Source organism: Fibrisoma limi BUZ 3 (assembly GCF_000296815.2).
Taxonomy (GTDB): domain Bacteria; phylum Bacteroidota; class Bacteroidia; order Cytophagales; family Spirosomataceae; genus Fibrisoma; species Fibrisoma limi.
Genome location: NZ_CAIT01000010.1, coordinates 135,350 through 158,881 on the forward strand (window position 1 = coordinate 135,350; position 23,532 = coordinate 158,881).

Consider the following 23,532-nt stretch of genomic DNA (forward strand, 5'->3'; position numbering starts at 1 on the left):
AAGTTTGGCCTAAAATGTGCAGTAATAAAAGTATATTTTTACAACTCCGCTTAAAGCCTACTACTAATGTCTATGACTGACAATCTGTACGCCGAAGAATACACCGCTTATCAGTTGCAGCGGAGCGGTTTTCGCCGGTGGGTACGTAACAATTTGTATTTTAAAAACATCCTGCAGTTTGTTACAGGCCCAACTATCGACTTTGGATGTGGTGTAGGCGAATTGCTGGAACTGTTACCAACGGGTTCAGTTGGTCTGGAGGTAAACGAATCAGCGGTTCGGTATTGCCAGAGCCGTGGCCTTGACGTTCACCTGTATGACCCCGAAGCTGACGGTTATCGGCTGGGTGGTCTGCCTGTCGGTCAGTTTAAATCGCTGGTAATGGCGCACGTGCTGGAACACCTGACCGATTCAGATGAGGTAATCAAGAAGCTGTTATCCACCGGTCAGCGCCTGGGCTTAGAGCGTCTTGTGTTTGTTGTGCCCGGTGTGAAAGGATTCAAACATGATACTACGCATCAGACCTTTCTGGACCCTGCTTACTTCAAAAAATTCTCGCTGCTGAACACCAATGGCTATCGGGTGATTCATCAAGCGTATTTCCCGATAAATTCCCAGAAATTTTCTGGTTTCTTTACGCATAATGAATTAGTAACCGTCTATGAGCGAATTCGCTAACGTAGCGAATAGGGACGTAGCCAGGTATAAATCTTCGCTGAAAGGTCACTAATGATTTTTCCGATGCCTCCTGAAGTTACCTGCGCAATAGGCAGTGCTACCTGACTCCCGGCCAATAGGTCACGGTCAGTAAGACGGCGTGTCTGCTGAATCGCCTGTTGAGTTTGACAGATTGCTTTCCGGTGCTGCCAAAGATAGCGATACCCCCTAAACCGTGCCCTCAGGTAAGGCCATCCGCGTAGTGCGTAAGCCCACGTTGCCAATTCAGTAAGTACCAGCGCTGGTAAAAGCTGGCGCAGGGTAGTTTTCGATAAAACCTTCATAAACGTCAGCAGCCGGTTGCGTTCCAGATGGTAGAACTTCTGCGGATTCATGCCGAGCCGGTAGTGGTGAATGATCTCGGCATCTGCCTGGCACAGCAAGCGATAGCCTAGCAACCGGGCTCGCATGGAAAGGTCAGTATCTTCAAAATACATAAAATAACTTTCATCAAACCCGTTTAACTGACGAATGGCGTCGGCCGGAGCAATGAATGCCGCGCCTGATAGGAGTGGTACCGTCTGAAGGCCATGATAAGTGTCGGCCGGATCGTTCAAACCTCTACACGTAGTGATCCCGGTATAATGCATTTGGTTGCCGCAGGCGTTAACACTAATACCATCCGGATTCAGCAGCTTGGGCGTAACAAAAGCGTTTTGATTGGCACGAACCGTTTCAACGAGGATCATTAGCGCTCTTGGTCGCAGTTCAGTATCAGGGTTGAGTAACAGCACCCAGCGTCCCTGAACGTGGGTTAAACCAACATTATTTCCACCGGCATAGCCCGTGTTATGTGGATTAGAAACCAGTCGGATGTCTGGAAATTCCGATCGTAGCAAGTCCGCTACGCCGTCGTGGCCGTGGTTATCAACTACGATAATTTCATAGTCAGAAAAGGTTTGCGCCCGGATGGTCGGCAGGCAACGAATTAGATCAGTACGGCTGTTATAGGAAACAATCAGAATACTTAATTCAGGCTTCATGGGAGCACTTCCAGACCTGTGTCTGCTTCCGAATCTGTAGTAGCTGACCGTTTTAATTCGTTCAGTTCGTGGCGGATCAGCGCCAATTCCTGGGTTAGTTCTTTGATGTTATGCTGCATCTTCGAGTTCACAACCGACAGATGCACTAAAAAGCATACAATAGCTCCAATCGCAAACAGGAACAGTAAGGAGGGAGGATAGTAGACACCTAATTCCAGGGCGATGGTCTCAAGACCTCTTCGCCAAAAGGAAAGTGTAAGGAGAACAAGCGTGCATATTATCCAGATAATGGCATACTCCTCACGCAGTCGGCCTCGAACAATCAGCCGAATAATGTAAACCATAAACAGCACCGTTCCTATGATGCTGATTAGCTGAATCTTAAACGGAACGACGTTTTCCATACGGACGATAACGGAGATAAGCCGACAGGATTCCCAACGTCACTTTAATCATGTAGTAAACGCTTTTAAGCGCATTGATTGAGGATACTCCCCCCTGCCGGTCCCGCATCTCGACGGGTACTTCCAAGATACGAAGATTTTGGAGGCCAAACAGAATAATTGCTTCTGGCTCTGGGTATTCGTCAGGATAATATCGACTGGCTAATTCCAGCGCGTTGCGGTTGAATACCCGAAAGCCAGACGTACTATCACGAACGGTTTGGCCCGTTAGTAATCGGTTCAGGTATTGAAAATAGCGGATACCGACCCGACGAATGGCTGATGACTGAAATCCTTTCTTTTCCAGGTAGCGTGAGCCAATCACTACATCGGCGCGTCCAGTCAAAGCTGGTTCTAACACTTGTTTTAGCTGATCGGCCGGATGCTGGCCATCGCCGTCAACCTGAATGGCATACGAATAGCCGTGCTTGTGGGCGTATTTATAGCCTGTTTGCATAGCCCCGCCAATGCCTAGATTAACCGGCAGATTGAGGTGAAGACAATCGAGCTGACGTAAAATGTCAGCCGACCGGTCGCGGGAGCAGTCATTTACAACCAGAACGTCTAACGGGAGATTATTGCGGTCCCGGATGCCATGCAGATCCTCCACTACGCCCGCGATGCAATCCTGCTCATTGTAGCAGGGTACAATGGCGAGAATTCGTTGATTTGATGTTAGCTCACCGATCATTGGGTTAATCGTTGATTTTATAAATCTTGAGCGAACCCAGCTCCGACACCAGCGTCATACAACGTGTATCGGCGGGTTGCTTTACTTGTTCGAACAAAACGTAGCGAACGTTCAGTTTTTTCAGTTTAGCTGAACAAGGATCGATATTAACGCCGTACGCATCATAGCTACCCCCATTGCCCATTATAACGGTGTCCTGCTGGTTCGGCATTGAAAAATAGACCGAATGAGCATACCGGTTGTAGACTGTGTCGTAAACAGGTTTCGGATCAAGCGCCCGCATAATTTTAAAATTAGGGGTATACTTAACCCCGCTGATTTGCTTAACTCCTGTTGCTTCAACCAGATACGTAATGTAATTATTGCCAAAAACAACCCAACGGGCTTCCGGGTCTTGCTGTCGAATGCTGCTGATTGTCCGGTACAACGCGTTTTCTGTAATTGGACTCAAACCTTTAGCGATCGGGTTTACTCCCAGATTTGGTAACAGAGCAATCAGTATGCCAAGACAAACGGCGGCTACCCGGTATGAGAATGCCCATACCGGTAAAATCAAGGCATTGAGAATGCCGAAATATAAACCGGCAACTAGTAGCTGATCAGTGCGGAAGAAGCCGGGTGCACTTGTATTCAGTTGAGTAGCTGCCACCAAAACGACAGCAACTGCCCCTGCTACAGCCAGCACTCGTAGCAAGGTTGTATGGTTGGCTGATAAATTCCGGGCGCTGTTTAGAAATAGAACAGCCAGTACCACGTTACCTACTCCAAATGGAATCTGTGCCCGGCGTGTCGGACTGGTACTCATCAGCGTTAGTTTACTCAATCCTTCCGGAAAGCCGACTGTAATCCAAAGCCAGCCGAAAATCACAAATAGCGCAACGCCCGCCAGTGTGTAGTTAACTTTCTTTTCCTGGCTCCACTGATATGGCAACCAAAGCAAAATGAGCGGAGCAAAGCATAAGTAATGCGATAGTTCGCAACTGTTTAGCCAGTTTTTAGGGAATCGCTGATCGGTTAGGTAAAAGCTGTTAATGTATTCTGCGAAGAGAGTTGACGCAAAACCGGTGCCACCAAAGTCGACGCGCTTACCTGGATATGCCGTATTTAGCATCAGGTCAAGCGTGGGTTTGGCGTCCTGGTAGTACAGGAATCCAATAATGCCAATTAGCCCCAGGGCCGTAACAACTCCGGCTGCTTTAATGGGGAAACGGCTGAACAAATCATCTCGGGGTTGCGTCAGTACATAACCGATCAGCAGAAAACCCATCAGATATGCAAGCGGTACCTGATAGGGAGGATACAAATGAGACGCAAAATATAGACTGGCATAAGCCGTTAGAGCGGCAGCAATCAAAATCTGTCGATTACTCTGTCCGTAAAGCAGGTAGATGACAGTAGTCGGAATCAGGCAGGCGCCGATGATCATTTCGGTCAGACCCGTAGAAAACCACCAGATCGTTCCGGAAGACAGCAGCAGCCAGACGCCACCAAACACGGATAACCAGAAGTTATTTCGGGTCAAAACGAGAAAGAGCAATGTGGCACTAATTAAAATGCCAAAAATTTTAAAGTTCCACCACCAGGCAAATCCTCGCTCCAGATCAAGTAGAAAGAAACCCCAGAAATGAGGACGAAACACCGTGATGAAATGCTTAACCGGAACGCCCAGTACCATTGGGACACTGCCACCGCCGATTGACTCATTCTCCAGCTCAAATCCATTAGCAGCCTGCGACAGCATGAACGGCGATAGCACACCATATTCATCCACCCGGATCATTTTAGGTTTACCCGAGATCAGACCGCGTTTGGCATCCGAACCGTCGGGAATGATCTGGTTCCAGGCTGACACCGACGAGCCATGAATTTTCAAAAGTGTCAGAAGCAAAAACAGTCCCGCACAAATACTCAAAAACCACTTCACTCGTTTATCGAACCGAATCAATCGGGTATCCGTTGGAACAGCCTCCTTTGAAGAAGTTACTGGTTCTGACGCTGAGCGGGTTGATTTTGTTGGAGTTGGGCTGTCGAGTTTCGGCACTGGGGGTTCAACGGCGGCAACATTGACTGGCGAACCTTGAACTGGTTTTGGTTTGGCCGCTGCAGGTTGCGGCTTGGGCTTTTGTTTCTTAGACATGCGTAAACGGCCAGTTGGCACTCGTTTCGACGTCAAAAATTAGGCCTTTTTTGCTGAACGGCCAAACAAAATTGGCCGCTTGATCCTGATTCTGACGCCTATTAAGAACGTAACCTCCTCAACCCGTGTTACTTCAGCAGGCATATTAATTAATTCGTCAGCTTTCAGAATCAGATCGTATTTTTGTAAGCTATAAACCAACCGCAACGCTCGTTTCATCTCTAACTTATGAAGCTCGAACTGCGCTACGAGGAGAAGTTTGAAGACCGACACCATGGTTCTGAAGCCTCCGAGACCGCCGAAATGTTACAAACTATTGGGGCGGCCGGGGCACCGGTTAGCTCCATCGACGAACTCATCAACCAGACTGTTCCGGCAGCAATACGGCTCTCACAGCCGCTGGATCTGCCGGCTCCCAAATCAGAACATCAGTTTCTGAATGATTTTAAGAAACTGGCTGCTCAAAACAAGGTATTCAAATCGTTTATTGGAACGGGCTATTACGATACGATCACGCCGAACGTCATTCTGCGTAACGTGTTGGAAAATCCCGCATGGTACACCGCCTACACACCGTATCAGGCCGAAATAGCGCAGGGGCGTCTCGAAGCGTTGCTGAATTTTCAGACGGTCGTGTCCGATCTGACGGGTATGGATCTGGCCAACGCATCACTGCTCGACGAAGCCACCGCGGCCGCCGAAGCCATGCATATGCTTTATGCTATGCGGCCGGCTACTAAGAAAAATGCGGCTACCTTCTTTGTCTCGGAGCGGTGCCATCCGCAAACGATCGATCTGCTCAAAACACGGGCTACTCCAGTCGGTATTACGCTGTTAATCGGCGATCACCGCACGGTTGATCTGACTAACGCCGATCTGTTTGGTATGTTAGTACAATATCCCGCTTCTGACGGTGAGGTGTTTGATTATACCGACCTGATTGCTTCGGCACACGAACTGGGCGTTTTTGTGGCGGTTGCCGCCGATTTGCTGGCCCTGACAATGCTGACCTCACCGGGCGAAATGGGTGCCGATGTAGTGGTTGGTTCGTCTCAACGCTTCGGCGTACCGATGGGATACGGTGGGCCACACGCGGCTTTCTTTGCTACCCGCGAGGCTTTCAAGCGCCAGATTCCTGGCCGGATCATTGGCGTTTCGGTTGATGCAGAAGGTAAGCCAGCGCTTCGTATGGCGCTCCAGACTCGCGAACAGCACATACGTCGGGAAAAGGCTACATCAAATATTTGTACGGCACAGGTGTTGCTAGCCGTAATGGCCGGAAGCTATGCCGTCTATCATGGACCTGAGCGCCTTAGAGCAATTGCCGGCCGGGTACATGGCCTGACCAAGGCCTTTGCTACGGCGTTGCGCTGGAATGGGTATACTGTTGAAACCGAGAATTACTTTGATACGGTGACCGTCCGTGTCGATGACGTTGAGTCATTAAAGAAAACCGCACGGGCAGCTCAGGTTAACCTACGCTACTACCCCGACGAACTTCATGTCGGTGTCTCCTTCGACGAAGCAAAAACCATCGAGGATTTGCTATGCCTGCTGGAGGTGTTCGGCGTTAAGGTGGATCTTGAAGCCCTCGAAAACGCGATTGAGGTGACATGGCCGGAGCGTTTGGTACGTCAGTCTGACTACCTGACGCATCCTGTATTTAACACCCACCATACCGAGCATGAAATGCTACGGTATCTGAAATCACTCGAAGAAAAGGATCTGTCGCTGGTGCATTCCATGATTCCGCTGGGTAGCTGTACGATGAAGCTCAATGCTACGGCAGAGATGATTCCGGTAACCTGGCCGGAGTTTGGCAAGCTCCATCCATTTGCGCCAAAAGACCAGACAGCCGGCTACCAGCAGCTATTTTCTGAGCTTAATACGTGGCTTAGCGAGATAACGGGCTTTGCGGCCATGTCGTTGCAACCAAATTCCGGTGCACAGGGTGAATACGCCGGTCTGATGGTAATCCGGGCGTACCACGAAAGCCGGGGTGACAACCATCGGAACGTAGCGCTGATCCCACAGTCGGCGCACGGAACCAACCCTGCCAGTGCCGTTATGGCTGGTATGAAGGTCGTTATCGTCAAATGCGACGACCGGGGTAATATCGATGTTGCTGATCTCAAAACAAAAGCCGAGCAGTACAGCAACGATTTATCCTGCCTGATGGTGACGTATCCCTCAACGCATGGCGTGTTTGAGGAAAGCATCAAGGAGATTTGCGATACTATCCATCAACATGGTGGACAGGTCTACATGGACGGAGCCAATATGAATGCACAGGTGGGGCTAACCTCACCGGCCAACATTGGTGCTGATGTCTGCCATTTGAATCTGCACAAGACGTTTTGTATTCCCCACGGTGGTGGCGGGCCGGGTATGGGGCCAATCGGTGTAGCGGCTCATCTGGTACCGTTCCTGCCTGGGCACGTAGTTGTACAAACGGGAGGAGATGAAGCAATTCATGCTGTGTCGGCGGCACCTTATGGCTCGGCAAGCATCCTGACTATCTCATATGCCTACATTGCTATGATGGGAGCCGACGGATTGACAAATGCTACAAAGCGGGCCATCCTGAATGCCAACTACATTAAAGCCCGGCTGAGCGGTCACTATGAAACGTTGTACACAGGGAGCAACGGGCGTTGTGCACACGAGATGATTGTAGACTGTCGTCCATTCAAAGCTGCCGGTGTTGAAGTGGAAGATATTGCCAAACGGTTGATGGATTATGGTTTCCACGCACCTACGGTTTCATTCCCGGTGGCCGGAACCATAATGATCGAGCCGACCGAATCGGAATCGAAAGCTGAACTGGACCGTTTCTGCGACGCCCTCATTAGTATCCGAGAAGAAATCCGGGAAATTGAAGACGGACGGGCCGACAAAGCAAGTAACGTACTAAAGCTGGCTCCCCACACCGCTACGGTTGTTCTGGCTGATAGCTGGGACCGACCTTATTCTCGAGAAAAGGCCGTTTATCCGTTGCCATACGTACGGGCTCGTAAATTCTGGCCGAGTGTTAGCCGGATCGATTCAGCTTATGGCGATCGAAACCTGGTTTGCGCATGTGTTCCAACAGACGCTTATGCGACTGAGGTAGCCGAGGAAGCCGCCATTGCACAGCAAGTCTAAGCGTTTCTTGTACATTCTGAATTCCTGTAACCCCAGGCCGTTAAACGGTTTGGGGTTCTTTTTTAGAAAAAATTTTGACGGGTTTGTGGAATCCTTCGACCGGCTGCATCTAACTGCAAACAGACAATCGACACGCTCTTAACAATTATTTTATGAACAAGGCACCACCAGATAATTGGATCAAACTGCGGCCTAAACAGAGGGAAAAGTTCAGTAGGGTGTTTGAAAAACAAGGTTTTATCCATGCGGTCCACAAATCATAGTAGGTTGGTAGAGTGAAATATATCCTACTATTTATAGGTGGATTGCTACGAAAATGCAATTTTTGACCTAAAGGTTTGCGTTGTATTCGTCAGAAAAACCCTAATTTTGTGAAGGTTTCGAAGTGTTTCTGTCAAATTTTTAGTTCGGCAAACCTAACAGTTTAAAATTTTCGCTTTTTTTACCGGGAAAACCAACTTTCAATTTAACCCTACAGTCAAGTTCCAATGAAAACACAAACGCCCTCTCCAGCACCAGCTAAAGCAGCAGCACCTAAAAAGAAATCGTCGGGTGGTCTTAATCCGGCGTTAGTAATTCCGGTTCTCCTGTTGATCGGTATCCTGACTTACATGTTCGTTTTCGGCGATGGCAGTCACTTCCAGGATGGCGACAACACAAAGGAACCTCTGCCAGGTGACTACTTTGGCACGGTTTACAAGGGAGGCTTTATTGTACCGATTCTGTTCACTTGCTTTTTGACGGTGTTGGTATTCTCGATCGAGCGTTTCATCACAATTGGCCGCGCCAACGGTTCAGGTTCAATTGATGATTTTGTTCGTAAGATCAAAAGCCTGCTTGACCGCAATGAAGTAGCCGCAGCCATCCAGGAGTGTGATCGTCAGAAAGGCTCAATCGGCAACGTTGTGAAAACTGCCCTGCTGAAGTATCAGCAACTGTCGACAGACACCGAACTGAATAAAGAGCAGAAACTGGTAGCGTTGCAGAAAGAAGTAGAAGAAGCTACTACGCTCGAACTGCCGATGCTGGAAAAAAACCTGACCATTATCGCAACGCTGGCATCAGTATCAACGCTGATCGCCCTGCTCGGAACGGTATTGGGTATGATCCGCGCTTTCGCAGCTATGGGTGCGACTGGTCAGCCAGATACGGCCGCTCTGTCAACGGGTATCTCTGAGGCCCTTGTAAACACGGCCCTTGGTATCGGTACTGCTGCTATTGCAACGATCATGTATAGCTATTTCACAAGCCGTATTGACGTACTGACGTACAACATTGACGAGATCGGCTTGAGCATTCAGCAAAACTTTGCGGCTCACTACTAGGCCGTACGAGTTAGTTGGTGTTACTAATCAACCCCTGCCCGACATTGTCGGGCAGTAGAAATTAAAAAACTCATGCCAGCAGTTAAAATTAAACGCGCCAGTTCTACAGTGGACATGACGGCGATGTGCGACGTTGCGTTTCTGTTGCTGACATTCTTCATCCTGACGGCCCAATTCCGGGCTCAGGATGCAGCAACGATTGAAACGCCATCGTCAATCTCCGGCATCAAGGTTCCCGATAAGGACATTATGACAATTGGTCTGGATCGGGAAGGTAAGGTCTACTTTGGGATTGACAACCAACAGGAGCGTATCGAAACGCTCGAGAATATCGGTGCCGCAAAAGGAATAACCTTCACTCCTAAAGAAAAAAAGGAGTTTGCACTGATGTCGAACTTTGGTATGCCGATCGCTCAGTTGAAGTCTTACCTGAACCTGTCTAAAGAACAGCAGGCTAAAATAAAGCAGCCGGGTATTCCAACGGATTCGACCGGAGCTGCTCCCACGAATGAATTGAAGGAGTGGGTTTATAACTCTCGCAAAGCAAACAACAATCTTCGGATTGCGCTGAAAGGCGATAACCTGGCGAAGTTCCCAGCTTTCAAAGATGTACTAGCTACCCTGCAGGCTCAGAATATCAACAAGTTCAACTTGATTACCGGTACGGAAGCTCCGCCGGCAGGCTGGACAAATGATTAGTGAACCTGACAGGCACAAGGCGATCATTTTTCACCCCATAAATCTGTTCAGAAAACATGGCAGAGATTAACACCGGTGGAGGTGGTGGTAAGCATGATGGTGGTAAGGTCCGTTCTAAAAAAGCGTCAACCCGTGTGGATATGACGCCGATGGTAGACCTGGGTTTTCTCCTGATCACCTTTTTCATTCTGGCTACCACCTTGAGCAAGCCATCTTCGATGACGCTCAACGTACCGGACAAAACGGAAAAAGTAGAAACGGAGCCTATTAAGGCTTCAAACGTAATGACGATTTTCCTGGGTAAGGATAACAAAGCGCATTACATCTTTGGGAAAGCAGCCAATGAAGACCCGAAGCTGGAAACTGTATCGATAGGATATGATATGCGCAAAGCGATCCAGGAGAATTCGCGGAAGGTCCCGGCTGATAAGTTCGTAGTCGTTATTAAACCAACCAAGGAGTCGACCTACCGCAATATGGTCGATCTGCTGGATGAAATGGCTATTACGAAAACGAAACGGTATGCTTTGGTAGATCAGCTAACACCTGACGAGAAAAAGCTGCTGAAGGATAAAGCAAATCTAGACGTATAACGCTATGGCAGAACTCGAATCAAACGCAACACTGGATGATATAGTGTTTGCCAACCGGAACAAAGCGTACGGTGCGTATACGTTACGGAAAGAGTACCCGAAAATTATAACCCGCGCTCTCATTATTGGAGGGGTTATTTTTACACTGGGTGTTCTGACGCCGACAATTATTACTGCGCTGGCTCCGGAACCTGAGGAACAGGCAATGGTTGAGGTAGACCTGATGAAACTACCGCCACCGCCGATCGACCCGAACGAACCGCCACCGCCACCGCCACCACCGGTCGAAGTACCAAAGGTGAATACGGTAAAATTCCTTCCTCCGGAAGTAAAACCGGATGAGGAAGTTCCCGAAGAAACACCGCCACCGGCTGTTGAAGAACTGAAGGAGGCTGTGGCTGCTGAGAAAACGCAGGAAGGCGACCCGAATGCGGAGGAAGTAATTGCCGCGCCGGAAGCTATCACTGGTCCGACCCGGGTTGAAGCTGCCGTTGAAGCTGCTCCGAAAGAAGAAGAAATCTTTACGGTGGTAGAACAGCAGCCTGAATTTACGGGAGGGATGGCCGCCCTGGGGCAGTATCTTTCTAAGAACCTGCGTTATCCTGCGGCTGCACAGCGTGCCAACGTATCAGGTCGTGTATTCGTGAGCTTTGTCGTTAATACCGACGGAAGTATTCAGGATGTACAGGTACTAAAAGGTTTAGGATTCGGTACGGATGAAGAAGCCCTGCGGGTAGTAAAGGCCATGCCGAAGTGGAGACCCGGTAAACAATCAGGTCGTCCTGTTCGAGTGAAATTTAACCTGCCGATCAACTTCACGCTGGAATAATATCGGATGCGCGAGCGAGATCGAGGTCCGGCGCGGCTGACACTGTATATTTCAGTGCTGGCGTCGCTGGCATACTTGGGAGGAGGCATCGCACTGATGGCCTCCTCTCAGTCTTTTGGGATATTTCCTTCCAGTCCCGTGCTACGGTATGGTCTGGCTGTATTACTAATTGCTTATGGCAGTTTTAGGGCTTACCGTGCCTATCTACGGTTTCGGGATGAGTAGAAAAACTTATGGGTGGTTAATCGTTTTATTGGCTGGGCTTTTTGGTTGTAACGGTAATAAAACGAAACTGGACAGCCCATCACAGGGTACAATTGTGGTCGCGGCTGATGAATCATTTCGGCCTTTAGTGACACAGTTGACGGAAGCCTACAGTGGCATCTATCCAAACGCTCACTTTGAGGTAGTATTCAAGCCGGAAAAAGAAGCGATTAATTTCATGCTACAGGATAGTGCCCGGCTCGCTTTTACGACCCGTAAACTTGATCCTCAGGAACAGGCCGTTCTTAACCAGCGTAAAATCAAGGGAGCAGCCCAGAAAATTGCTACTGACGGGGTAGCGTTAATTGTTAATAAGGCGAATACAGATAGCCTTATCACAATGAGCGAACTGAGTTCAATTTTTAGTGGAACCATAAAAAACTGGGCTCAACTAAAAGGCGGAAATCAGTCAGGAGTTATTACGCTCGTATTTGACAATAACAATTCGAGCAATTTAGAGTTTATGTTACGCAAATTCAATGTCAAGCGCGTTGATGGATTGCGGATTTTTACGACTCGTTCAAACAAGGAAGTAATCGAGTATGTTCGCCAAAATCCGACTGCGTTAGGTTTTATTGGCGTTAATTGGATTAGCGATGGGGATTCACCGCTATCTGCGGAGTTATCCCGCGATTTACGAGTGATGGGAGTAACAGAGAAGGCAAACCCAACTTCACGGAATGATTATTTCCAACCATTCCAGAGAGCATTGGGTCTCGAAGATTACCCACTACGTCGTTCGGTTTACATTTTAAGTCGTGAAGCACACCCTGGGCTTGGGGGCGGATTAATAAATTATGTAGCTCGGGACGCTGGTTCATTGATTATCGAAAAATTGGGTCTTTGGCCTGCAATACCGTATAATCGAGAGGTGAATCTCAAATGACCAGCAATTTTTTGATTTGAAAGCAATTTTTTAGCTTTGTAAGCTGTTTACTAGTCACAATCTAAATTTTTAATTCCAACCTGAAATACATGATGAACAACCAGAAAAAGTCGCTGTTGGCCATTTTGTTCATGGGTGCATCAATGACTGTGCCTGCAATGGCTCAGGACGTACAAGCAGCTCTGAATGACTTGGAAGCAGATCGATTTGCGAAAGCGGGGCAAGCTCTGACACAGTTAGCCACCAGTTCGCCGACGGCTGATAATCAATTTTATCTTGGTTATTACTACCTAAAAACCGGCCAGCCGGATCAGGCAAAAGCTGCATTCGAAAAAGGCTTGGCGGCCGATGGTAAGAACCAACTGAATAACGTTGGGCTTGCGGGGGTAGCTTTAGCCAAAGGTGACCGGCAAACAGCCATTGCAAAAATTGACGAAGCTGTAGACAAGTCGAAAGGCAAGGATATTAACGTAATGGTACGGGCTGGTGAAGTTTTGACCATGTTCGAGAAAACCAACGACCCGGCTAAGGCACTCGAAGTGCTTCAAAAAGCCGACGAGCGCGATAAGAAGAATGAGAACGCCGACATTGAAATGGCGATGGGTGATGCATACTATCTGCGCAACGACGGTGGTAATGCCGTTAGCAAGTATGAAAACGCTCTAGCTATCAAGCCGAATCTGGCGGAAGCAAATTATAAGATTGGTCGTTTGTTCCTTCGTGGTAAGAACTACACCGAAGCGCAGAAGTTCTTTAACAAAGCAATTGAGAACGATCCTGAGTTTGCCCCGACGTACCTGGCGTATGCCGATGCGCTTGCCAATTCACGAGCTTATAAAGCTGCCGCTCAGCGTTATGAGTCATACGTTCAAAAAAGCGGTACGCAGGATCCTGAGCGCTTGCTCGACGTAGCTCGTTATCGCTTCCTGGCCGAAGATTATCAGGGTGCTGTTTCATACCTGGATCAATTGAAAGGAAAGATCAACAACCCGATTATCGACCGTATGTATGGCTGGGCTTACACGCAGACAAACAAAGCTCCGGAAGCCGTTGAATCATTAAATCGATTTATCTCAACGGCTCCGCAGAAAGTGTTGCCGGAAGACTACAAGTTTCTGGGGCGTGCATACAGCCAGTTAAATACACCTCAGGGTGATTCATTAGCAATTACCAATCTGGAAAAGGCAGCTCCTCAGGATACTACGGAAAACTTATATCGCGAAATCGCTAAGTTGTACTACGACAAGAAGCGATTTGATAAAGCTGCTGACTACTATTCAAAAACGATTGCTAATGACAAAAAGCCGCAAAACAATGACTTTTTGTTTATGGCGCTGTCAAACTATCAATACGCTCCTCGCGTAGGTCGTGATAGCCTGGCTGCTCCAATTGATTCGGCGCAAATTCCGCAAGTTAAGCAGATGTATTATCTGCGGGCAGATTCAGCCTTTGCTGAAATGGCTAAGCGCGTAGAGGAAATTCCTGGCAAGAAATATCCAGCAGCTTACTACTATCGTGCACAGGCTAACTATTATGCTTTTGCAAAGGACGACCCTGAAAAGGCAGCAACGGCTGCAACTCCACTGTACGAGAAGTTTATTGAACAGGCCACAACTCCAGATTCAACGGATAAAACGGACTATTCAAGGTATTTGGTAACTGCTTACAAAGCGTTAGCAGGATTTAGTCTGGCGAAGAAGGATGAGGCTAAGGCAAAAGAATACTTTGCTAAGGTTCTCGAAATAGATCCAAACGACAAGGATGTCCTGAAGGCTTTAGAGCCACCAAAAGCTCAACCGGCACCAACCAAAGGGACAAAAGCACCAGCTAAAAAAACAGCGGCTAGTAAATAAGCAGTAATCAATACGACAAAAAGCGCAGGCCATAAGCCTGCGCTTTTTGTTTTGGCCAATTAATAAAAACCAATAGCTGTCAATTTATCTACCTGTTATTTTAAGCAATGAGTTGTAACTTTGCGGGCGCAAATTTTGATTGGACGACACTACCCTTAAAAACCGTATGCTCAATCTTGTACTGTTTGGCCCGCCGGGCGCTGGTAAAGGAACACAAAGTGAAAAATTAATTAAGAAGTATAACCTGGTTCATTTGTCGACCGGTGATTTACTACGTTCGGAAATTGCTGCAGGAACAGAATTAGGTTTACGGGCAAAACAGTTGATGGATCAGGGATTATTGGTGCCCGACGAAGTAGTTATCGGTATGATTGAAAATAAGCTCAAGGAGAATCAATCGGTAGCAGGATTTATTTTCGATGGGTTTCCACGTACCGTACCGCAGGCACAGGCGCTTGATCTCCTGTTAAGTAATTATAATACCCACATCACCGTAATGATTGCCCTGGTAGTCGATGACGAAGAGTTAACACGTCGTTTGTTGTTGAGGGGGCAGACATCCGGTCGTCCCGACGATAGTAATGAAGAATTAATTCGTCGGCGTGTTAAGGAATACAATGATAAAACAACACCTGTTGCTGATTTTTATAATCAACAGGGCAAGTTTACTGCTATCGATGGCATTGGAAATATTGATGAAATTTTCGACGCCATTTGTAGCAAAATCGAGCAGGCCGCCACGAAAGCAGGTTAATTCAGGCTTGTTTGGCCCACGCTTTTCAAAACAGTAAAGCAAATATGGCTTCATCCAACTTCATCGATTACGTTAAAATCAATTGTCGCTCAGGAGCTGGGGGAGCTGGTTCGGTTCATTTTCGGCGTGAAAAACACGTTCCGAAAGGTGGGCCTGACGGGGGCGATGGTGGACGAGGGGGCCATATTATCTTAAAAGGTAATGCCCAACTTTGGACATTGCTGCATCTAAAATACCGGAAACATATAAAGGCTGAGGCAGGAAAAGCTGGTGAGGGCGGGCGAAGAAGCGGAGCTCAGGGTGAGGATGTAATCTTAGAAGTACCTCTGGGTACAATAGCCCGTCATGCCGAAACGAATGAAAAAATGGCCGAAATCACCGAAGACGGCCAGGAGATCATTCTTCTGCCAGGTGGTCGGGGTGGATTAGGCAACGATCATTTTAAAAATTCCACGCAACAGGCACCTTATTATGCACAACCGGGTGAGGAAGGACAGGAAGCCTGGGTTGTATTAGAATTAAAACTTCTGGCTGATGTTGGTCTGGTTGGGTTCCCAAATGCGGGAAAATCAACATTGTTGTCGGTACTTTCGGCAGCCCGGCCCGAAATTGCTGACTACCCGTTTACAACCCTTGTGCCTAATTTAGGGGTCGTAGCCTACAGGGACTATAAGTCGTTTGTTATGGCTGATATTCCAGGAATAATTGAGGGCGCATCGCAGGGGAAAGGTCTCGGTTTACGGTTTCTGCGTCATATTGAACGCAACTCAATTTTGTTATTTCTTATTCCGGCTACTAGTGAGAATATCCGCGGAGAATATGAAACGCTTTTACACGAATTGCGTGAGTATAATCCGGAACTGATGGATAAGAAACGACTACTGGCTATTTCGAAGATAGATTTAGTGAGCGAAGACGAGCTGACTTCTATTAAAAAACAAGTGCCTGAACAACTACCGGTCACATTCATCTCGTCCGTTAGTCAGCGCGGTTTGGAACAACTGAAAGACACAATCTGGCAAAGCCTCAATGTGCCGGCCGAGCAGGAATAGAACGGACTCATATCATTATTCAAGCTGGTGCGCCCAAACCAGCCGTGCAGAAACGCTATGAAATATATTTTCGCAGCCAGGACCTTGGCGGCTTGTTTACTAATGCCGCTCGTGGCAATGGCTCAGCTTCAGGTTTCTTTTCCAACCTCACGAGCGGTTTTTCAGCGCAACAATACTAATCAGGCCACCATCTATATTACAGGGTTCTACACAACAGCCGTCACGCAGATTCAGGCAAAAGTGACAGCGCGGGATGGGCAGGGAAGTAGTTCGCCGGATTGGGTGACAATTCAGAATAATCCAAGTGGGGGGGTGTTTGCGGGTGGTTTACCAGCTTCGGGCGGTTGGTATAATCTGGAAGTGCGGGCCATTAACAATGGCAATCAGGTAGGATACACGGTAGTTGAGCGGGTTGGCATTGGCGAAGTATTTATCGTTGCCGGACAATCAAACGCACAAGGCGTGGCAACACCGCAAAACACCCGGCCAGATGTTCCCCCCTCTACAGACGATCGGGTAAACTGTGTTCGATACTTATATCCGCCCGGAAAAACTGACGATCCTCCAATGCCTTCGTTTGATCGGCTTAGTAGCGATGTTGAATGGGCTGCTCCACGGGGTTATACATCATGGAGCTGGGGGCGGCTGGGTGATCTGCTAGCGGCTCGGCTCAACGTTCCTATCATGTTCTTCAACGCGGCCTATTCTGGCACGGCTGTGCGAAATTGGCGCCAGAGTGCCGCTGGTGGCCTTGCTGAAAGCGTATACATTCCCGGGCTGTTCTATCAAACAGGGCAACCCTATATTAACCTTAAAGTGGCGTTGCAGTTTTATACCCATATACTGGGCGTACGGGCCGTATTGTGGCAACAAGGCGAAGCTGATACAGACATTAACACAGACGCTAACAGCTACGCAAACGACCTGAAATTTGTAATCGAAAAAAGCCGCCAGGATTGTGGTAAAAATGTTTCGTGGGTCGTTGCTAAAGTATCACGATCGAATGATTTTAAAACGCCTAACCCAAACGTTATTGCCGGCCAGAGTCAGGTTATTGCTTCAACGCCAAACGTATTCGAGGGTCCCAATACAGATAATATTCAGGTACCTCGTCGGCGTGCACCATTGTTCGATGACCTGCATTTTGATGCTAATGGATTAGTCGAGGTGGCTAATGCCTGGAATGGTAATCTTAACGATTCGTTTTTTCAACGATCCGTACCTCAAAGCCCGGCTCCAGCGCCAACGGTTTCCGTTGCTTGTGGGGGCGGCAACAACCTGACATTTACGGTAAATGGCGACTATTCATTCGTTCAGTGGGAATCGGGTGAAATGAGCAGAACCTTGACGAAAGGACAGGGTCTTTACCGAGCTAAAGTAAAGGACGGGTTGGGTAACACGAGTTTTACCGGTTACGTACGGGTACCAGACGTACCTACAGTGTCGACCGTTGACAATCGGCCTCCTTCAGTATGTATTGGCAGTAGTCTGGCATTAACGGCCAATTATGATAATAACGTTACGTGGGTTAATCAGCAAAATAATTCAACAGTAGCCACCGGAAAGGTCTACAATACAACATCAGCCGGGAATTACTACATTAAGTATCAGGATGTCACCGGATGTGAATTTACATCCAATGTTGTTCCCGTAACAGTCAATCCGCTGCCGCCAACGCCTACCATCACCAACGAAAAGCCCACTACATTCTGCGATCGGGACAATACGATACTACGCACAAACGCAAACAGTGTGCAGTATAACTGGAGTAGTGGTCAGCGTGACCAGTCTATTACGGTCGGTACATCGGGGCAGTATTTTCTGACGGTAACTGACCAGAATGGTTGTACATCCGAACGATCCAATACGATCAACGTAACTGTCAATCCCCTTCCCACTAAACCTGCACTTGCCCTAAGCGGCCCACTGACGTTCTGTGCAGACCAGAGTGTAACATTAACCGCCCCACAAGAAACGGCTTATGTGTGGCAAACAGGCGAAACTACCCGTAGCATAACGGTCAACCGGCCGGGCACATTCTCGGTGCAGACCCGAAATCAATTTGGTTGCCTATCAGATCCATCGGATGCTGTTACAACAACTGTCAACCCGTTGCCCGAAACACCAACGGTGGCCGCCCTTGGATCAACTACATTCTGTGCGGGTAATCGGGTTACACTGGCTGCTACAACGCCATTGAACGTCGTGTGGACGGGTGGATTGACTAGTAAGAACATTGTTGTTGAGCAGTCGGGAGATTATTCAGCGCAGGCCAGAGATCAGAACGGATGCCTGTCTCCGCGGTCTCGGGCCATCAATGTAACGGTAAATCCGCTGCCTAATGCACCAACGCTGCTCACCAGCCGACAGCCAACACTGTGCGAAGGAGATCGAATCACCTTTACAGTTGAGGGACCTTATACCGTTTTCTGGTCGACGGGGGATTCAACAAAAAGTATTACAACCAATTCGGCCGGGGCATATGCTGCCCGCGTTCGTGACGTGAATGGATGTGTGTCGCCTTTGTCAAATCCAACAACGGTGGAAGTGAAGCCATTGCCGCCCGCACCGACTATTGCGGTTATCGGTACGTATACGCTACAGGCGGTAAACGCTACTCCGCTGAATAGTGAGGTGTTCCGCTGGCGTCGAGGTAACGACTCACTAGCGGCACAGACCGGCATCATCAAAGCGAATCAAAGTGGTTCCTATACTGCCCGTGCATCGATTGCTTATTCACCAACACTAACGTGTTTCTCGGTGCCGTCTGCTCCATTTGAGTTTACAGTAGTTACGGACAATCGTGGGCTCAGTGTCTATCCGAATCCAAACCCAGACAAAGTAGTTATTGTTGAGACGCAGCAGGATCTCGTCAACGCAACCGTTACTGTTTATACATTAACGGGCCAGCAAGTGTACATGACTACAGTGCCCGCCTTTAACGAGCGCAAGCAACTTGTGCTGACCGGGCTTCAATCGGGGAATTACATACTGCGCATACAAGCTACCGGCTTTGATGTAGCTAAACGAATTTTACTAGGATTGTAATAGAATCCGAAATTTAACCGTTTACGTAAGGAGTGTAGGAGCAAATTTGCATTTTCCCGTGAAAAGGTGAACTTTGTTATCTGCATAATTGCATCAGGTCTGATTTTTGCAAAGAACGCCGTATGGGCCTCGTTGATTTCACGGTGTCTTTGCGCAAAAGACAAGGACACCTAACGTATGAATAACTATTATCTACGGTTAAAGAAGCTTTCCCTTGTCGGTCTGCTTGGCATTGCGCTGAATGCGTCAGGTCAGGGGAACGGCTCTGTTATTAAGATTACCTACCCCGAAAGCCGGGCAATTTTTCAACGAGACGTCAACAATACATCAACCATTTACCTGTCCGGCAGCTACTACCAGCCTATCGATAGCGTTCAGGCCCGCGTACAGGTCGAAGATTCATACCAGGGATTTAACACAAACTGGGCGACCGTCCAGCGTAATCCGCAGGGAAGCGTTTTTCAAGGATCGCTGTCTGTGAAAGGGGGCTGGTATCGGCTCGAAGTTCGGGCGTTTGCCAATGGAGCCGTGGTAGGTAGTGATGTTATGCGTAAGATCGGTGTAGGCGAGGTGTTCATTATTACCGGCCAATCGAATGCGCAGGGCTTTCAGGATTTTGGGGCCGTTGGAGCCACCGACGATCGGGTCAATTGCGTTACCTACGATAACTCGAGGGCTAATGCGCTTACCGATCCGCCGGCACCTACTTTTCAGCAGCTTAGCGCAGCTTCCTTGATTGGTCCACGGGGGCAGAGTGCGTGGTGTTGGGGAATGCTCGGCGATCTGATTGCCAAGCAGTATCAGGTGCCTGTGCTCTTCATTAATACAGCCTGGCAGGGAACGGTTATCAAAAACTGGACCGAAAGCGCTGATGGTAAGGTTACCAAAAACATCTTTGCCATAGGAACGCCAAACGAAAACTTCCCGGTTGGAATGCCCTATGCGAACCTATTGATTGCGCTACGGTATTATTGCTCGCTGCAAGGTTTACGGGCTGTGTTATGGCAGCAAGGTGAAAATGATAACGTACCGCTGCACTCAACGCGGAAGGATTATCGGGAAGCAATGCAGTACCTGGTAAACAAAACTCGTTCGGATACAAAACGGTATCCGGCCTGGGTACTTGCCCGTTCATCGTATAACCTGGGGCAGGTAAGCGAGGAAATTACGCAGGCCCAAAACGACGTAATTAATACGTACAATAACAACGTATACCCAGGTCCACTGACCGACAACATTCAGATTCCCCGTTACGAAGGCGAAGTTCACTTTGGTGGCGATGGACTGAAGCAGTTAGCGCAAGCCTGGTACGAAAGTCTGAATCCGGTATTTTTTGCCAGTTCTCGCCCGCTACTTCCCTTACCTCCACCGACAATTTCGGTCACCTGCGGTCCTGATAACAATAGCCTGACGCTTACCTTGAGCGAAGGGTACAAATCATACGACTGGAAAAGTGGTCAGAAAACTCGTTCAATTACTGTTAACAAAGGTGGGGTGTATCGGGCCGTATTAAAAGGAGCCGACGATAATACGTTTCTGTCGCCGGCTGTAGAAGTTGTTGATCCAGTACAGCCAACACCCCCCACAATTTCACTGGCTAAGCAACCTACGCAGCTTGCCGATCCTACACAGCAAGTTTGTGCAGATTCGGCTTTGGCATTAGTTGGTAATACCTCGGCGTCCAATAGCCTGATTTGGAATACGGGTACAGTTGGCCGGGCTATTACTGTCGCTTCGCCAGGTGGGTATTCGGTCCAGGCAGTCAATACGTATGGTTGCCGGTCAGCTCGGTCGCTAGGCATTAACCTGACGGTTAGGCCCAAAATACCAACACCAAGTATCGAACAGGTAGGTACATATTCGCTGGAAGCCCGGCTACCAGCTCCATCGGGCGCACAAACGGACGAGTTTGACTGGCGCCGGGCGGGAGAGCTAATCCCGGAAAGCGGCCCGGTGGCAAAAGTGGTCCTGGATGCAAATTATTCAGTACGTACCAAATCGACGTTTGTCCTGGAGAATGGGAACCGGCTTACCTGCTACTCCGATTTCAGTGCTCCTAAACCGTTTGACTTTGACGAATCGAACGGGGGGCTGGGTATTTACCCTAACCCATCGAAAGACGGGATTGTAAATATTGAAACGATCGAAAACCTCGCCAATGCAGAGATAGAGGTTTTCTCGCTACATGGTGAATTACTGTATTCAGATGTAGTGCCGGTACTCAACCAGCGGAGGTCACTAAACCTGAATAATCTGTCGCAGGGCGAATACATAGTCCGGATTCGCTCGGCGGGATTTAACGTATCACGTCGAATTATAATCAATCGATAACCGATCAAAACAGTACGTCAAAGCCGCTCCTAACAAGGGGCGGCTTTTTTGCGTTCTCAGTAACAGAGCCGTTTGTATAACGTTGATAAAACAATCGAAAAATGTTAATTTTGAGGGAAGTCAGCTAATGGCTAACCCTGTTTAAAAAAGGGTTTATTGGTTTTATCGCTAACTTGCGCTGTTATTTGTAAACAATCCGTATGAACGCATCATACCTACCGTCGGATTACTTGCCGGTACTAATCCAGCTCCTATTGGCACTTGGTTTCATCGTTACGACGATGATCGTTACTCACTCAATTGGTCCGAAGCGGAACAGTCAGAAGAAAGACGATCCGTTTGAGTGTGGAATACCAGTTCAGGGAGACGCCCGTACTCCGATCTCTATCAAATATTTTCTGATCGCTATTTTATTTGTGCTGTTCGATGTGGAGGTCATATTCCTTTATCCATGGGCAGTAAATTTCAAAGGATTAGGCCTGACAGGCTTTATTGAAATGATTCTGTTTATGGGTTTGCTGCTGGCTGGCTTCTACTATATCATCCGGAAGGGTGTATTGAAGTGGGAGTAGTCTATTAAGTGAAACGATTAAATAGGATAATCTGTTGATCAATCAGGAATAGTCAACTAACCTATGGCATCTAACATCAAGCTGGCCGAAGCACCCGAGAGCTATTCAGGGCCCGGTTTCCAAGCCACTTCATTCGATAAAATTATTGGTCTGGCCCGAGCTAATTCGCTCTGGCCGTTGCCGTTTGCGACCTCCTGCTGCGGTATCGAATTTATGGCCACAATGGGATCGCATTATGATCTGGCTCGCTTTGGTTCGGAACGGCCCAGCTTTTCACCCCGACAGGCTGATATGCTGCTGGTAGCCGGAACCATTGCCAAGAAAATGGGACCAATTCTTAAGCAGGTTTATCTTCAGATGGCCGAGCCCCGCTGGGTGATTGCCATTGGGGCCTGTGCGTCGAGTGGTGGTATTTTTGATACATACAGCGTGCTGCAAGGCATTGACCGCATCATTCCCGTAGATGTATACGTACCGGGTTGCCCTCCCCGTCCTGAGCAGATCCTGGAAGGGGTTATTCAGGTACAGGAATTGGCAAAAAATGAGTCGTTGCGCCGTCGTAACACCGAAGAGTATCAGAAGTTACTTAATTCCTATAGCATACAATAGTTGACTGATTACTTTGCTGACTGATTGAATCACTGGCATCGCCGATCAATTCAATCAGTCAATAAAGTAATCAGTCAATCATTCAACCACCTACTATGCTGTCCAACGAAGAAGTTGCGCAAACCATAATCCAGCAATTCGGTGATGCCGTCAGTGACTTTGATGATCCTTTTGATTTACTAACAGTCTCAGTCACTCGAGAGCAAGTTATTCCTTTGATTCAATACCTGAAGGAACAGCCTTCGTACCAAATCAGCTTCCTGACGGATATAACGGGGGTTCATTACCCTGATTCATCCGGGCGTGAATTTTGCGTGGTTTACCATTTGCATAGCTTCATCAATAACTTCCGGGTTAGAGTCAAAGTCTATCTGTCGAAAGACGACCTGCACGTTCCGACAGCAACTAAACTGTACTTAAGCGCTAACTGGATGGAGCGCGAGACCTTCGATTTGTTCGGAATTATTTTTGACGGTCACCCTGATTTACGCCGTATTCTGAATATGGAAGAAATGGACTACCATCCGATGCGCAAGGAGTATCCCCTGGAAGATGCTACGCGTGAAGACAAGATTGATGCGCTCTTTGGCCGTTAAAGCAAC

Annotated in this window: 19 protein-coding genes; 15 read left to right on the forward strand and 4 right to left on the reverse strand. The window is 48.2% G+C overall.

Features of this window, described 5'->3' with window-relative positions:
- The first annotated feature begins 72 nt into the window (after positions 1 to 72).
- Entirely contained in the window at positions 73 to 678 is a 606-nt protein-coding gene (locus BN8_RS28655; protein ID WP_040007004.1) for a class I SAM-dependent methyltransferase, read from the forward strand.
- Here the strand turns inward: BN8_RS28655 and BN8_RS28660 are convergent.
- From BN8_RS28660 to BN8_RS28675, 4 genes are read right to left on the reverse strand one after another with little or no spacing between them, the layout of a single operon-like run.
- Positions 675 to 1,700: a glycosyltransferase family 2 protein gene (locus BN8_RS28660; protein WP_009285449.1), complete on the reverse strand. Its 1,026-nt coding sequence runs from the start codon at positions 1,698 to 1,700 to the stop codon at positions 675 to 677. The two genes, BN8_RS28655 and BN8_RS28660, sit on opposite strands and share 4 nt — an antisense overlap.
- Positions 1,697 to 2,104, reverse strand: coding sequence for a DUF2304 domain-containing protein (locus BN8_RS28665; RefSeq protein ID WP_009285450.1), 408 nt, complete (start codon positions 2,102 to 2,104; stop codon positions 1,697 to 1,699). The genes BN8_RS28660 and BN8_RS28665 overlap by 4 nt, the downstream gene beginning before the upstream one ends.
- Positions 2,082 to 2,834: a glycosyltransferase family 2 protein gene (locus BN8_RS28670; RefSeq protein WP_009285451.1), complete on the reverse strand. Its 753-nt coding sequence runs from the start codon at positions 2,832 to 2,834 to the stop codon at positions 2,082 to 2,084. Before BN8_RS28670 ends, BN8_RS28665 begins: the two co-directional genes overlap by 23 nt.
- 4 nt (positions 2,835 to 2,838) lie before the next feature.
- Complete coding sequence (locus BN8_RS28675; RefSeq protein ID WP_009285452.1) at positions 2,839 to 4,971, reverse strand: DUF7657 domain-containing protein; 2,133 nt, start codon at positions 4,969 to 4,971, stop codon at positions 2,839 to 2,841.
- A 228-nt stretch (positions 4,972 to 5,199) separates the two neighbouring features.
- Here BN8_RS28675 and gcvP point away from each other — a divergent pair, with 228 nt between their 5' ends.
- From gcvP to BN8_RS28745, 14 genes are all read left to right on the forward strand, one after another.
- Positions 5,200 to 8,115 carry an aminomethyl-transferring glycine dehydrogenase gene (gene gcvP, locus BN8_RS28680; RefSeq protein ID WP_009285454.1) on the forward strand — a complete coding sequence of 972 codons (2,916 nt, stop codon included), beginning with the start codon at positions 5,200 to 5,202 and terminating at the stop codon, positions 8,113 to 8,115.
- 488 nt (positions 8,116 to 8,603) lie between these two features.
- A complete protein-coding gene (locus tag BN8_RS28685) occupies positions 8,604 to 9,440 on the forward strand; it encodes a MotA/TolQ/ExbB proton channel family protein (protein WP_009285455.1) in 837 nt (278 codons plus the stop codon).
- Positions 9,441 to 9,512: 72 nt separating this feature from the next.
- Positions 9,513 to 10,139 carry an ExbD/TolR family protein gene (locus tag BN8_RS28690; RefSeq protein WP_009285456.1) on the forward strand — a complete coding sequence of 209 codons (627 nt, stop codon included), beginning with the start codon at positions 9,513 to 9,515 and terminating at the stop codon, positions 10,137 to 10,139.
- Positions 10,140 to 10,195: 56 nt separating this feature from the next.
- Positions 10,196 to 10,732, forward strand: a complete 537-nt coding sequence (locus BN8_RS28695; protein ID WP_009285457.1) for an ExbD/TolR family protein — start codon at positions 10,196 to 10,198, stop codon at positions 10,730 to 10,732.
- 4 nt (positions 10,733 to 10,736) lie between these two features.
- Positions 10,737 to 11,561: an energy transducer TonB gene (locus tag BN8_RS28700; RefSeq protein WP_009285458.1), complete on the forward strand. Its 825-nt coding sequence runs from the start codon at positions 10,737 to 10,739 to the stop codon at positions 11,559 to 11,561.
- A 175-nt stretch (positions 11,562 to 11,736) separates the two neighbouring features.
- Positions 11,737 to 12,711, forward strand: a complete 975-nt coding sequence (locus tag BN8_RS28705) for a PstS family phosphate ABC transporter substrate-binding protein (protein WP_009285459.1) — start codon at positions 11,737 to 11,739, stop codon at positions 12,709 to 12,711.
- 89 nt (positions 12,712 to 12,800) lie between these two features.
- The gene (locus BN8_RS28710) at positions 12,801 to 14,564 is read left to right on the forward strand and encodes a tetratricopeptide repeat protein (protein WP_040007007.1); all 1,764 of its coding nucleotides are present in this window, start codon (positions 12,801 to 12,803) and stop codon (positions 14,562 to 14,564) included.
- 166 nt (positions 14,565 to 14,730) lie between these two features.
- The gene (locus BN8_RS28715; protein ID WP_009285461.1) at positions 14,731 to 15,318 is read left to right on the forward strand and encodes an adenylate kinase; all 588 of its coding nucleotides are present in this window, start codon (positions 14,731 to 14,733) and stop codon (positions 15,316 to 15,318) included.
- A 44-nt stretch (positions 15,319 to 15,362) separates the two neighbouring features.
- Positions 15,363 to 16,370, forward strand: coding sequence for a GTPase ObgE (gene obgE / locus BN8_RS28720; protein ID WP_009285462.1), 1,008 nt, complete (start codon positions 15,363 to 15,365; stop codon positions 16,368 to 16,370).
- 57 nt (positions 16,371 to 16,427) lie between these two features.
- Complete coding sequence (locus BN8_RS28725; RefSeq protein WP_009285463.1) at positions 16,428 to 19,418, forward strand: T9SS type A sorting domain-containing protein; 2,991 nt, start codon at positions 16,428 to 16,430, stop codon at positions 19,416 to 19,418.
- 177 nt (positions 19,419 to 19,595) lie between these two features.
- Positions 19,596 to 21,749, forward strand: a complete 2,154-nt coding sequence (locus BN8_RS28730; protein ID WP_009285464.1) for a T9SS type A sorting domain-containing protein — start codon at positions 19,596 to 19,598, stop codon at positions 21,747 to 21,749.
- Between the two features lie 200 nt (positions 21,750 to 21,949).
- Complete coding sequence (locus tag BN8_RS28735) at positions 21,950 to 22,321, forward strand: NADH-quinone oxidoreductase subunit A (protein ID WP_009285465.1); 372 nt, start codon at positions 21,950 to 21,952, stop codon at positions 22,319 to 22,321.
- A 63-nt stretch (positions 22,322 to 22,384) separates the two neighbouring features.
- Positions 22,385 to 22,930: an NADH-quinone oxidoreductase subunit B gene (locus BN8_RS28740; protein ID WP_009285466.1), complete on the forward strand. Its 546-nt coding sequence runs from the start codon at positions 22,385 to 22,387 to the stop codon at positions 22,928 to 22,930.
- Between the two features lie 95 nt (positions 22,931 to 23,025).
- Complete coding sequence (locus BN8_RS28745) at positions 23,026 to 23,526, forward strand: NADH-quinone oxidoreductase subunit C (protein ID WP_009285467.1); 501 nt, start codon at positions 23,026 to 23,028, stop codon at positions 23,524 to 23,526.
- The last annotated feature ends 6 nt before the right edge of the window (positions 23,527 to 23,532 follow it).

Bases quoted from the DNA above. Each gene is read 5' to 3' on its own strand.
- BN8_RS28655 (WP_040007004.1), top strand. From the start codon at position 73: ATGACTGACAATCTGTACGCCGAAGAATACACCGCTTATCAGTTGCAG.
- BN8_RS28660 (WP_009285449.1), bottom strand. From the start codon at position 1,700: ATGAAGCCTGAATTAAGTATTCTGATTGTTTCCTATAACAGCCGTACT.
- BN8_RS28665 (WP_009285450.1), bottom strand. From the start codon at position 2,104: ATGGAAAACGTCGTTCCGTTTAAGATTCAGCTAATCAGCATCATAGGA.
- BN8_RS28670 (WP_009285451.1), bottom strand. From the start codon at position 2,834: ATGATCGGTGAGCTAACATCAAATCAACGAATTCTCGCCATTGTACCC.
- BN8_RS28675 (WP_009285452.1), bottom strand. From the start codon at position 4,971: ATGTCTAAGAAACAAAAGCCCAAGCCGCAACCTGCAGCGGCCAAACCA.
- gcvP (WP_009285454.1), top strand. From the start codon at position 5,200: ATGAAGCTCGAACTGCGCTACGAGGAGAAGTTTGAAGACCGACACCAT.
- BN8_RS28685 (WP_009285455.1), top strand. From the start codon at position 8,604: ATGAAAACACAAACGCCCTCTCCAGCACCAGCTAAAGCAGCAGCACCT.
- BN8_RS28690 (WP_009285456.1), top strand. From the start codon at position 9,513: ATGCCAGCAGTTAAAATTAAACGCGCCAGTTCTACAGTGGACATGACG.
- BN8_RS28695 (WP_009285457.1), top strand. From the start codon at position 10,196: ATGGCAGAGATTAACACCGGTGGAGGTGGTGGTAAGCATGATGGTGGT.
- BN8_RS28700 (WP_009285458.1), top strand. From the start codon at position 10,737: ATGGCAGAACTCGAATCAAACGCAACACTGGATGATATAGTGTTTGCC.
- BN8_RS28705 (WP_009285459.1), top strand. From the start codon at position 11,737: ATGGCAGTTTTAGGGCTTACCGTGCCTATCTACGGTTTCGGGATGAGT.
- BN8_RS28710 (WP_040007007.1), top strand. From the start codon at position 12,801: ATGATGAACAACCAGAAAAAGTCGCTGTTGGCCATTTTGTTCATGGGT.
- BN8_RS28715 (WP_009285461.1), top strand. From the start codon at position 14,731: ATGCTCAATCTTGTACTGTTTGGCCCGCCGGGCGCTGGTAAAGGAACA.
- obgE (WP_009285462.1), top strand. From the start codon at position 15,363: ATGGCTTCATCCAACTTCATCGATTACGTTAAAATCAATTGTCGCTCA.
- BN8_RS28725 (WP_009285463.1), top strand. From the start codon at position 16,428: ATGAAATATATTTTCGCAGCCAGGACCTTGGCGGCTTGTTTACTAATG.
- BN8_RS28730 (WP_009285464.1), top strand. From the start codon at position 19,596: ATGAATAACTATTATCTACGGTTAAAGAAGCTTTCCCTTGTCGGTCTG.
- BN8_RS28735 (WP_009285465.1), top strand. From the start codon at position 21,950: ATGAACGCATCATACCTACCGTCGGATTACTTGCCGGTACTAATCCAG.
- BN8_RS28740 (WP_009285466.1), top strand. From the start codon at position 22,385: ATGGCATCTAACATCAAGCTGGCCGAAGCACCCGAGAGCTATTCAGGG.
- BN8_RS28745 (WP_009285467.1), top strand. From the start codon at position 23,026: ATGCTGTCCAACGAAGAAGTTGCGCAAACCATAATCCAGCAATTCGGT.